Source organism: Maribacter sp., assembly GCA_020629415.1.
Taxonomy (GTDB): domain Bacteria; phylum Bacteroidota; class Bacteroidia; order Flavobacteriales; family Flavobacteriaceae; genus Maribacter; species Maribacter huludaoensis.
Window position 1 is genome coordinate 74,358 of sequence record JAHDDL010000005.1, and the last position, 12,445, is coordinate 86,802.

General features: G+C 36.3%; 9 protein-coding genes. 2 read left to right on the plus strand and 7 right to left on the minus strand.

Features of this window, described 5'->3' with window-relative positions; genetic code table 11:
- Positions 1-97: 97 nt before the first annotated feature.
- Entirely contained in the window at positions 98-499 is a 402-nt protein-coding gene (locus QZ657_RS03730) for a TerB family tellurite resistance protein (protein WP_276471948.1), read from the plus strand.
- On the opposite strand, the gene QZ657_RS03735 is transcribed toward QZ657_RS03730, so the two are convergent.
- Complete coding sequence (locus tag QZ657_RS03735; protein WP_291965052.1) at positions 496-1,764, minus strand: DUF2254 domain-containing protein; 1,269 nt, start codon at positions 1,762-1,764, stop codon at positions 496-498. The genes QZ657_RS03730 and QZ657_RS03735 overlap by 4 nt on opposite strands.
- Positions 1,765-1,969: 205 nt before the next feature.
- Here QZ657_RS03735 and QZ657_RS03740 point away from each other — a divergent pair, with 205 nt between their 5' ends.
- Complete coding sequence (locus tag QZ657_RS03740) at positions 1,970-2,395, plus strand: Hsp20/alpha crystallin family protein (protein WP_291965053.1); 426 nt, start codon at positions 1,970-1,972, stop codon at positions 2,393-2,395.
- Positions 2,396-3,046: 651 nt separating this feature from the next.
- Here the strand turns inward: QZ657_RS03740 and uvrB are convergent.
- The 6 genes from uvrB to QZ657_RS03770 form a co-directional block, all read right to left on the minus strand.
- Positions 3,047-5,035 (minus strand): excinuclease ABC subunit UvrB, encoded by a 1,989-nt coding sequence (gene uvrB / locus QZ657_RS03745; RefSeq protein WP_276471951.1) that lies wholly within the window; start codon positions 5,033-5,035, stop codon positions 3,047-3,049.
- 59 nt (positions 5,036-5,094) lie between these two features.
- Positions 5,095-6,561: a T9SS type B sorting domain-containing protein gene (locus tag QZ657_RS03750; RefSeq protein WP_291965055.1), complete on the minus strand. Its 1,467-nt coding sequence runs from the start codon at positions 6,559-6,561 to the stop codon at positions 5,095-5,097.
- Between the two features lie 18 nt (positions 6,562-6,579).
- Positions 6,580-8,349, minus strand: coding sequence for a T9SS type B sorting domain-containing protein (locus tag QZ657_RS03755; protein WP_291965057.1), 1,770 nt, complete (start codon positions 8,347-8,349; stop codon positions 6,580-6,582).
- A 97-nt stretch (positions 8,350-8,446) separates the two neighbouring features.
- Positions 8,447-9,280, minus strand: a complete 834-nt coding sequence (locus tag QZ657_RS03760; RefSeq protein WP_291965059.1) for an ABC transporter permease — start codon at positions 9,278-9,280, stop codon at positions 8,447-8,449.
- 12 nt (positions 9,281-9,292) lie between these two features.
- On the minus strand, positions 9,293-10,195 hold the full coding sequence (locus tag QZ657_RS03765; RefSeq protein ID WP_291965060.1) for an ABC transporter ATP-binding protein: 903 nt from the start codon (positions 10,193-10,195) through the stop codon (positions 9,293-9,295).
- Between the two features lie 65 nt (positions 10,196-10,260).
- Positions 10,261-12,036, minus strand: coding sequence for a DUF11 domain-containing protein (locus tag QZ657_RS03770; protein WP_291965061.1), 1,776 nt, complete (start codon positions 12,034-12,036; stop codon positions 10,261-10,263).
- Between the last annotated feature and the right edge of the window lie 409 nt (positions 12,037-12,445).

Consider the following 12,445-nt stretch of genomic DNA (forward strand, 5'->3'; position numbering starts at 1 on the left):
GAGGGGAGTTTAGTATCATCTATCAAATATGAAATAAATAGGGCAAATTTTACGTTAAAATATGTAGCTGCTGAATATCAAATCATTACGTAAGAATATGCCTACTAATAAAGAAAAGCTAAGTATTTTATCAGAAATGATTTCATTTGCCAAAGTAAACAATAAGGTGAAAGAATCAGAATATGATTTTCTTTTTTCAGTTGCCCAGCAATTGGAAGTCAGTAAAAAAACTTTTGATAGTCTTTTTACATCTCACGTGGAGCATGTAATCCCTAAATCCCAATCGGAACGTATTTTACAATTTCATAGGTTAGTGCTGTTAATGAACGTTGATAATGAACAAGATATTAACGAGGTAAAGCGAATTTATGATATCGGTTTAAAAATGGGATTACCACCAGGTGCAATTCAACAGGTACTTTCTATAATGCATAAATACCCAAATAAAGTTGTGCCACCAGATATGTTGATTTCTATATTTAAATCGCACTACAATTAGGACCAAGAGATAAAATTGGCACTTAATTGTTCAAGGTCTCTTTTGTTTTCAATGTTTTTATTGGCGTCTGTTATTAATTCATTGATTTCCAATTCTATGACTTCTAATTGATTAGAGTCTATTACGTGATTTTTAAGAGTGTTTAGCATATGCATTAATTTCCTCATAACGGTGATGTCATGTTTACAATAAAGCCTGTACGTTGCCATAACATTAAATAATATTTCAGAAAATTTGGAACATTTTATTAGGCCAAAATTTTCTCCATCTTTATCTGTTATATACTCATAATCCGCTTTGTGCATTAAACGTAAAAAAAGTGAAGTTAGGTAGTCTATAGTATTTAGGGCCGTACCTGGATCATTAATGCCCGGGGACATCGCTTTTACACCTATTTCTGAAATTTGTCTAAAGCCGTAGATATAATTTTCTCCTATCAATTCTTCATGACTAAATAAAAGCGTATTCATTATTTTCTGTTCTACGTGGTTATCTAATGGATTTTGGGTTTTAAAACCAATTGTCCCATCTAATATAAATTGACCTTTATGTAATTCAATGGCAATTTTTAGTGAGTTTTTTTTACATAAATCGAGCAGATCATCACTTAGAATTCCGTAGAAATAACCCGTTTTGGTAATTTCATAGGCATACCAATGATCCTGATCTGGAAAGTTAAAAGTGTTTTTTTCCTGATTCTCAATTACTGATGTTATTTCAGATTTTGTTCGGGTATGAATTGCGGTCAAAATATTGCCTACTTGTATTGCTTGAGAGATATGATGAATAAAATAGATAAATGCCGCAAGGCAGCCTACAGCTAATATGATACCTAATAACACTGAAAAGCCAGGAGTTTGGTATGAGTTGTTGGTAGGTTCTATAGAGATGAGAATAAAAATGTTATAAAGAATTGTACCAATATAGAGGCCTAATACAATTTGATGTTTTTGATCTGATACAATGCCGGGCAAAACTCTTGGAGAAAAATTGCTTGATGCTTGATTTAGCAATACCATTACCATAGAGAAACTAAATACGGTCAATGAAATTAAACCTCCAATTAGTGTGCTTAGAATAGTTTTGGCCGTATCCGTGTTGTCTATAACCAGAGCTGGCGCAACTTCCATAATATGTGCGGAGATATTTTTTTGTTCCAGATAAATCATAAAAAAGGCAGTGAGTAATCCGCCTAAGGAGATAATTGTGGGAAAAAAGGCAATTCTGGATTGAATTTGGTCAATAAAGTTGGTTAGTCTGTCCATTTTTAAAATCTATCCCTAAATCTAATGATTGTGACTGTTGAAAAAAGGCTGATATGCCAAAATTCCAAACTCATATGCATTAATAGTGACAAAATGACATTGTATACTGGTAAAATAGTGACAAAATGTCGTTAAAATTACGTTGGTATATAATTTGTCTTATTCAAATCAAATAATAAAACAAATTAATTTAAAAGATACTATTATGAATTTAACTAAGAGAAATGATGTTTTGTTCCCTGCATTAATGAATGAGATATTTAAACCAGATTGGTTTGGTGGAATTGAAAATTCTAGATCATCCGTTCCAGCGGTGAACATTAAAGAAAATGAAAAAGATTTTGAACTGGAACTTTTTGTGCCTGGAAGGGTAAAAGAAGATTTTATGATTGAAATTGATGATGCCGTGTTAACGATTTCAGCAGAAATTAAAGAGGAGAGTGAAGAAGTGAAAGAAAATTTTACAAGAAAAGAGTTCAGTATCTCGTCTTTTAAACGTGCATTTACATTACCTGATACCGTTGCAACAGATAAAATTGAGGCAATGTATGAAGGAGGAATTCTAAAATTTAACCTTCCAAAAAAGGAGGAGGCCTTACCTAAGCCAAAAAGAATGATAGAATTAAAATAAGTATTAAGTTACTGCCTTTTTTTAGGTTGGTTTGAGTTGTTTGGTTAAAGTGCTTTGAGGGATCAAAGCACTTTTTTAACGTTCTTAATAGTGTAAAATTTTTATACTAAAACCGAACGTAATTTGTAGTTATTGTAGTTGATAAATTAGCTCGTTTATAAATGATACAAGATGAATTTTTTTATAAATTTTTTCCTTGAATGTGATTTTGTTAATTGATTATTTTATGTTCATATTTTGTTGAATAATTAAGTAGGTTCATCCCCTTTTTAGGATTTCAAAAAACATGGCTTTGGTGATTTTTGAAACAGTATTTTAGTAGTAATAATTAACTGGTTTTTGATCAATAAAAAAGTCGATTTTATTCTTTGAAAAATTAACGTAAATTCGTAATATCTTCGCATGAAATATTTCTTTCATGAAGGCATTATTTATCTTCAGGAGATTTTAATAAAGGAGAAGCAGTAGTTGTTGTTGATAAATTGAAACGTTCATTTAAAATTTGCTTAAAAATTCATATTTCAACTTATATTAAAAATTTAGTCATGTCTAAAAATTTAATTTAAATATTTAAATTCCAGTATTTTAAGGTGTTTGATATAAAGTTTAAGTATATCTTATTCGATTTTTATCAATTATTGAAAGCTTACCTTATTCCTGCTCCTGTAAAGACTTAATTTCGTCTCTTAGCTTAGCAGCTTGCATAAAATCGAGCTCTTTTGCAGCTTTTTCCATTGCCTTTCTTTTTTCTTTTATCAGCTTTTCTATCTGCTCTTTTGTAAGGTAATCCATGTCTGGTTCGGCAGCTCGTAGTTCCTCTTTAATAAAGTGATAGGTAGAGACAGAATTTTTAGAAAGCACACTGTCCAAACTCTTGTTCAGTGCTTTTGGAACAATGTTATTTTCCGTGTTGTATTGTATTTGTTTTTGTCTTCTGTAATTTGTTTCGTCAATGGTTTTTTGCATGCTGTCAGTTATCTTATCTGCGTACATGATGGCACGTCCGTTTAAGTTTCTTGCAGCTCTACCAACGGTCTGTGTCAAAGATCGGTTACTACGTAAAAAACCTTCTTTGTCGGCATCTAAAATTACCACTAAAGAAACCTCAGGTAAGTCTAATCCTTCACGTAATAAATTCACGCCTATGAGTACATCAAAAATACCTTTTCTTAAATCCTGCATGATTTCTACACGCTCTAGAGTGTCAACATCACTGTGTATATATCTACACCTGATATTTATTCTATCCAAATATTTTGCCAGCTCTTCTGCCATTCTTTTTGTTAAAGTGGTCACCAAAGTACGTTCATCCTTTTCAACGCGAATTTGTATTTCTTCCACTAAATCATCTATTTGGTTTAAACTTGGTCTAACTTCAATGATCGGATCCAAAAGTCCCGTTGGTCTAATTACCTGTTCTACATATACACCTTGGCTTAATTGTAATTCATAATCTGCCGGAGTTGCACTTACATATAACACTTGATTTTGTAGTGCTTCAAATTCTTCAAATTTTAAAGGCCTATTATCCATGGCTGCAGGTAAACGAAAACCATAATCTACCAAGTTTACCTTTCTTGAACGGTCACCGCCATACATGGCATGAACCTGTGGAATGGTCACGTGGCTTTCATCGATCACCATTAAATAATCATCTGGAAAATAATCCAATAAGCAGAAGGGTCTGGTACCCGGTTCTCTGCCATCTAAATATCTGGAGTAGTTTTCAATACCCGAACAGTATCCCAATTCGCGTATCATTTCTAAATCAAAATTAGTACGTTCCTCTAACCGTTTCGCTTCTAAGGGTTTGGCTATATCCTTAAAGTAGTCAATTTGTTTTACCAGATCATCTTGAATGTTATGTATGGCGTTTTGTAAAACATCCTTAGAGGTAACGAACATATTTGCCGGATAAATGTTCAAGTTTTCATACACCTCTATAACATTATTGTTGAAAGGATCAAATGCCTCTATTTCTTCTATTTCATCACCAAAAAAGTGTATTCTAAAGGCGTGATCCGCATAACTTGGAAAAACATCTACCACATCGCCTTTAACCCTAAAGTTACCGTTTTTAAAATCTGCCATGGTTCTGGAATATAATGACTGCACCAATTGCTGCATCAATTTAGTTCTGGCAATGACCTGGTCTTTTTTTATGGAGATTACATTCTTTTGAAATTCAATTGGGTTACCAATACCGTACAGGCATGAGACGGAGGCTATAACGATAACATCTCTACGACCTGATAATAAAGAAGATGTAGTACTTAAACGTAATTTCTCTATATCTTCATTTATTGAAAGATCTTTTTCAATGTATACACCGCTTGTGGGTATAAATGCTTCTGGTTGATAATAGTCATAATACGAAACAAAATACTCCACAGCATTCTCAGGGAAGAATTGTTTAAACTCAGAATATAATTGGGCTGCCAAGGTTTTATTGTGAGCCAATAATAATGTTGGTTTCTGAACTTTTTCTATTACGTTGGCTACTGTGAACGTTTTACCGGAACCCGTGACCCCTAGTAACGTCTGGTATTTTTCATTTTCATTTATGCCTTTTACCAATTCTTTAATGGCATTTGGTTGATCCCCAGTGGGTTTAAATTCTGATACTACTTTAAATTTCATACTATAAAATTACGAAAGAAGCATGATTTAAATGGACTCGAAAGGAAGTTTAGTTACTACTATCGTTTTAGGGTAAAATGGCCACGTATGGGTGGTTGATTACTAAAAGTTGCTTTAAACCAATAGTCTGATTGGGGCATGGCCCTATTATTAAAAGTACCGTCCCAACCAATGCTATTTGGGTTGATCTGTTGAATTAGACTACCAAATTGATTGAAAATGTGTATGACTTCTATAACAGGTTCAAAGTTTTCAACGGGTGGTACATATTGCCAGTGGTCATTAATGCCATCTCCGTTAGGGGTGAAGAAGGACGGAAAATCCTTTGGTGAAATATCTCTGTTTACCAATCTTTCTGTTATCCCACAGCCGTTTTTGTCACGTACATAAGCAGTGTAATTACGGGATGGCATCTCGGTAAATATGGAAGAATCTTGATATGGGCCATCTCTACCGGACAATGAATATTCATATTGTCCACTGCCTGTTACCGAGATTACTATCGTTTTTCCAAGTGGTAAGTTAGAGACATCTATAGTGTTGATGATGGCAGCTTCGGAAGCTACAACGTCAATTAATTTTGAACTTGTACAGGCAATATCGCCTGCATCCGTATTTATATAATTATAAGCTTCAAATCGATATTTTCCCGGTGTATAAATTGCTACATCCCTCGTTTCAGAGAGTAAAGTTTCTTCGCTGCCACTATTGGTTTGGTACCATCTATAGCCATCCGCAATATCGGTAGATGAAATGGTGTAAGGTAACTCGTCACTGCAAATACCAACAATACTAGGTAAATCTATTTGTGGTGCCCTATAAATTAGCTCGCCGTTGGTTTCGGATATATAGGGGTCGCACACATATAGGGCAAAACTTGTGGTAAAAACTTCTTCAGGGCATGTGGTGTTGCTACCAAGGTCATTGTAGGGTTCTATTTTTACGTAAATATTTGAATTCTGTGGAAGGTCTTCCGGTGGGTTATAGCTTAGAACATTCTTTACATTCTCTTTGTCCAAAATTTCATTTCCATTTGGTGTTGTTCCAATAGATAAAAAATAACCAGTTGCCGTGGGTGCATATTCCCACTCTATATCAGTTATTATGGTTACACTGCCCGCATTATTGTCCGGGGTTATTAATTGCGAACATGGCGGTATAGTGGTGATGGGTGCCGTTGTAAATACCAGTTCATCACAAAGTATAGGTGCGCCGTCATAGGGTACAAGGCTTAATGTTGCATAAAGTGTAGTATTGGCAGGTAAGCCCAACTGTGGTTTGTAAAATGTGTTTACGCCAATTGGTTTTCTATCCAATACATCTGTCCCTTGCGGTGTAGTGCCTATAGATAACAAGTACCCATTGTACCCAAGCACTTCTTGCCAAGTTATGGTGGCATCTAAGGGAAGATTATCTGAGCCGTTAGCAGGGTAAATGAAAGATGTACAATCTTGTCCATAAAATATTGAGCATGTAAATAGGACATATACATACATTATTAGAAGTAAAATTTTTCTATTTTCCATTAGGTTACTATTATACACCTACCGTTTTAAGCTAAAATAGCCTATAATGGTTTTGTTATTGGTAGCTATGGCTTTAAACCAATAATTAGATTCAGGTAGCGGTCTTCCGTTTAAACTACCGTTCCAGCCGTCTTTATTTGGTGAAATCTGCGCTGTAAACGCCCCAAACTTGTCGAAAATAAATATTTTGGAAACTTTGTATTCATCAGTATCATTTGGTGGTATAAACTGCCAAAAATCATTAATGCCGTCGCCATTTGGTGTAAAGAATTTGGGAAAACCGCTTACGGTTAAATCCTGCTCTACCATGCTAGATGTAGTTCCACACCCATCTTTATCACGAACATAAATTATATGGTCCGTTAATGATAGATCTGTAAAACGATTAGAATCTTGATATGGTCCGTCCTTATTATCTATGGCATATTCATAATTGCCATTAATGCCTGTAATTACTTCATAGTTAAGTGAGCTTGCGCTTAACTGTACTTTTATATCCTTTATTTCAGGTGCTTGTGATATTTTGGCTTCAAATGTTTTTGAAGATGCACATTCAAATGTTCTGCCAGATTCTTCAAAATTTACATAGGCTTCATACACATATGCTCCTTCTTCGTCTATGGTTACTTCTGCTGTAGTTGATAATAAGGTCTCATTTCCTCTAGCATCTATTTTATACCATCTATAACCATCAGCTTCATCGGTTGCAGTAACAACGCTAAAATCATTATCCAAACAAATAGAAACGGTGTCCGGTAAGGTTATTTCGGGGTTTAAAACTAATAATTCTCCACTAAGTGGGTCATAATAAGGACCGCAGCCAAGTAATGTGGAAAATGTTTGTTGTGTACAGCCTATAGCTTCACCTGCTGCATTGAAAGGAATAATGGAAATAAAAAAGGTTCTGTTGGGTTCAAAGTCTATGACTACCGTGGAGGTCTTGAAAAAAATAGCATTTTCTAGGATGTTGGTCTCAAATGGCGAGGTACCTATTGAGACCCTGTAGCCGGTTGCATTGGGCGCTGCGTTCCATTCAAGGGTAGGGCTTAAGGGTACATTGGTATCTCCGTTCATAGGAGAGAGCATTGTAGCGCACAGGGGTAATACAGCCTGTTGGGCCGTAGTGAACATAAGCGTAGTGCATCCCACGGCCATACCGATTCTGTTGTATGGTATTATTGTAACATAAATTTCCGATTCTGCAGGTAGATCTGTTGGTGGGTTGTAATTAAGTGAATTGCCTATATCGGTATCCGTAAGTATTTCGTTTCCTAGCAGCGTAGTGCCAATGGATATAAAATACCCTGTAGCGCTCGGTGCTGCCATCCAAGAAATATTGGTAGCAGTATTTATGTCCGTAGCTTCATTTACCGGCAAGGTCGATGTTGTGCATTGTGGTACTCCGGTCAAAGCAGCTGTTGTAAAACGTTGACTGTCACATACTATATTTGGTTGATTAAAGAAAAATAAGGTTATAGTAACAAATATTTCCGTATTCTCTGGCAAACCTGTGGTTGGGGTGAAACTGGTAGCTGTACCTACATTTCTTTCATTCAGAATATCGTTTCCTCCGGGAGTGGTTCCTAATGAAATAATATAACCGGGAACACCCGTTACGGCTTCCCAAGTAATAGTGGCGTCTACTGAAACCAAGGTAGATCCATCGGCAGGACTCATAAGTGCAGGACATTCTTGTGCAGAGGTTTTGCATATGCTCAACATAATGGCCATGAAAAATATTGGCGCAACCAATATTGGGGGTATTCTCATGTCCCATTTCTTTTTCATAGCATATTTGTAATCAATACAATATACCACAAATTGAAAACTCTACGGCTTTAGTGCTCTGGTTAATTGATTTTAAGTCTTAATTCTAATGAAGCTATTAAAGATCACGTTTCTTTAATATGGCATACGAACCGTAAACGAATATAGCGATCCAAGCTAAAACGATTACAATTTCATACCAATGAATATAATAATCTAATGCAAGCTTTTCGCCCATTTGGTTTGCAACGGATTGTACAGCACCCAATCTAGAAAATGGTTCTTTTATAAGATTGAACATTGCTTGTAAGGGAAAAAAGCCCATGATCATATCAGTGGTCTCACTATCAAAAAATTTCCATCTGATAATACCCCTGAAGATTCCTTCAAAAACTTGCCATAATATTAAAAAACCAAGGGCAAAGGCCGAGCGTTTTACCAAAACGCCCAAGAAAAGACAAAAAGAAAAGAAGCCCGTTAGTTTTACAAAAAAGGCTAAAAGAAATTCTAAATCGGTGAAAATGATAGATAATTCATTAAAATCTGAGTAAATAACTCCTAAAATCAAAGAAACTATAAAAACGAAAAATGTGGATACTAATGAAAAAGTAATGACGGTCAAGAATTTTGAAAGGATGAATTCTTTTTTTGAGAGTCCGTCTATTAAATTCTGTTTGATCGTTTTATTACTGTATTCGTTAGACATCATTGAAACAATGACTATGGCCAAGAACAATTTAAAAAATGCTGTTATAAATGTATTGAAATGCCAGATGTACGGAAAGTTGAAAATACCTTGATCCGCCAAGTGAAATTTTATAGGACCAATATCAAATTTAATGGCCGCTACCAACGCTATAGAGGTTAAAAGGGCAAAATAGGAAATGATCAGCACCTTGCTGGCCCTGTTGTTCCATAATTTTATAAATTCTATTTGAAGCAATCGTATCATAATGGTAGGTAGTTAGGCGTTAACATTTTTGGTTAGTGCTAAGAATTGTTCTTCTAAACTTTCTTTTCGTTTTACTAAATGAGATACAATGATTCCCTTATCAAAAAGTAGCTTGTTTAATGTTTGCGCATCTAACTCCGAAGTTAGAATTGCCGTGACCAAACCATTCTCCTGTTTAATGCTGCCAAAATGTTCGTTAGTTCGTAAATACGAGCTAAGTTTTTCCAAATCGTCTGATTTTAATTCGAAAAAACCGAAACTGGCCTGTAAACTATCTACCCTGCCAGAATAGAGTTTTTCTCCTTTTCTTAGAATAACAACATGTGTGCATACTTTCTCTACTTCGTCCAATAAATGGGAAGCTAAAAGAATAGTAGTGCCCTTTGCGGCTATGGTTTTGATAATTTCCCTGATTTGATGAATTCCTTGTGGGTCTAGACCATTTGTAGGTTCGTCTAAAATTAGTATTTCCGGATCGTTCAATAGGGCAGAGGCAATAGCCAAACGTTGTTTCATGCCTAACGAATAAGTTTTGAATTTGCTGTTTTTTCTGTCTAGAAGCCCAACCAAATCTAACTTTTCCTCTATTTTATCTTCTGATACATCTTTGATCTTGCAAACCAATTTTAAGTTTTGCAAAGCGGTCATATACGGATAGAAGTTTGGGCGCTCAATAATGGCGCCTACTTTTTTCAATGCTTCATGTGTTGAGGTGTCGCCGCCAAACCAAGCAAATTCTCCGCTAGTTTTGTTGACCACGTTCAATACAATGCCCAGGGTGGTTGATTTTCCACTACCGTTAGGGCCTAAAATACCATAAACATTCCCTTTTTCAATGGTGAACGAGAGATCTTTTACTGCAGTTAGATATCCAAATTTTTTAGTAAGATGATTGACTGATAGAATAGTACTCACGTCAAGTGTTTTTTGATTGATTATGCTTACTTGACGACTTACTTAATCATTTGTTACAAAAATTCTTACATTCTTGTTGCCCTAAAGGTAATTCTGCGGTTGGTAATTACCGTAGTGGGGGTATTAAAATTGACCGTTACCGTCTCTGATGGGTCATCGGCAGTAATGTTCGTATCGGTCTGGTCTTGAGAATTACTTATATTATTGGTATATGTTGCAGTTGTGGTATTTACATCTGGCAAACTGACCCTAGTAACCAATGTCAAAGTTTCCAAATCACCACTATTCATGCTGCCCACGGACCAATTTGGATAAGTAAAACTACCCTTTGACACTGATGCGGATATTAAGGAGATACCATCTGGCAAAACATCTGTGAGCATAAGGTTTGAAACTGAATTGATGCCATAGCTTTCTACGGTAATGGTAAAGGTGACTTCCTCGCCATCATTTACCGTATTTTGGTCGGCTACTTTTTTAATTACAATATCCGGCTCACAGTAATATGCGGTAAGTGGTTGAGAATCATAGGTGCAACCGCCCTTGGTTACCCTTACGCAATAATCGCCTGCTGTAGTAGGCGTATAGGTGGGGCTATTGGCCCCTGCTATCAAAGAACCGTTTTCAAACCACTGGTAATCATCAAAATTAGGATCTATAACCTCTACCTGTGCGGTCGGTAGGCATCCGCCTCCGGTAACCGCTAAATCTACTTCCGGTACGGTATCAAAACCTGAAAAATAACCTGCTATACCTCTTGCGCCACTAAAACCTATAAAACCTACGGCAATAGGGCCTGTAGACTCTACTGTTACATCTCCCGTTAAATTTGCTACATAGTACGTTTTCCAAAGCGTTGTGCCCGCTACTGCAGATGAAGGAGGTAGTGCTACCGTTCCCGTTCCGTCTGTAACGGTAATATTCGCATCTGGGGTAGTGGTAGAGGCAATTAACGTAACACCTCCTGTCATGGTTACACCTGCCGCATCTTCTATATGTGTAATATTATCTACCGTATCCGGCAACAAACAATTGACCGGGGCTATAAAATTTAGGCCTTGGGTGTAGATGGCACTTGCACCTGCCATTAATTGATAGGCGTAGGCATCTTTTGATGTAGTTACGAACATATTTCCACCGGCAGAAGAAACAGAATAATTACTTTCGGGAATTTCAAAATAATCGCCGTTGTTGATAGTTGCTATCGGAGTAGTAGAACCGTTTACATAAATGGCCGTACCGTTTTGGGTGCCAATTATAATCGGTATTTCTGTTTCGCTTGTACCGTTGCCTCTAATAAATACATACTCTTTGCCCAATCTGTTTTGAGGTACGGGTTGGTCAATGGCGGCATCTCTACCGGAATAACCTACCCTTGCTCCGGTATTAAGGCCACCATTACTGATAACGATAGGGTTATTTGAAATTACATCTGCACCTAACCAACCATCTGCATTAGCGGGAGTTTCTGCAACATACGCTTCAAATACAAAAGATTCATTGGCATTTAAGTTTATGGTATAGGTATCTGCGGTTATACCATCACGATCGTTGCCCAGTCTAAACTCACACCCCGGATCATACCCTGAGAGTGTTACCGTAGTACCATTTTCAGTGGCCATTATACCAAGCGAATTGGTTAAACTGTTCTGTGTTCCTTTATTAGGTGTACCTCCCCATTTAAAGTGGGTACCCATTGCTTGTCTTCCCTTACTGGTCAAGGAGGTTGCTTGTGATCCAGATCGCCCCCTATAATTGACATAGAATTTTTCTCCGCCTGGAGCCTCCAATCTTAACCCCCCGCTGGTAAGAACAATACCGGTATTTGCGTTGGTCATCATGGTTATATTATTATCACCATTTGCCAATATGATTTCTTGTGGCGTAGTTTTGGAAATAGATGCAGTAGTAAATAAGGTGGTAGATGTACCTTGATAGATATTTACCGTAAATGCGGTTGTTTCCGGGGGGATAGATAGATGCTTTGTTGGGTTACAGCTTGGTTATTGCCCCCTTGTTTTAAAGGTGGCAGGTAATGCAAATCACTCAATTGGGAAAAACCAATTGACGAAATCATTAGTAGTAGTATTAATAAAATATACTTTTGCTTCATTATAAGCCTGCCAGGTATAAGGTTAAAGAAACTTTAATTGCCATAAAACCACAATTAATAGTTGTATAATGTTGATATTAAGTGGTTAATGTGTAAAAAAACAAAGGTAGCTATTTTAGCTAACTCTGTTAATTTAC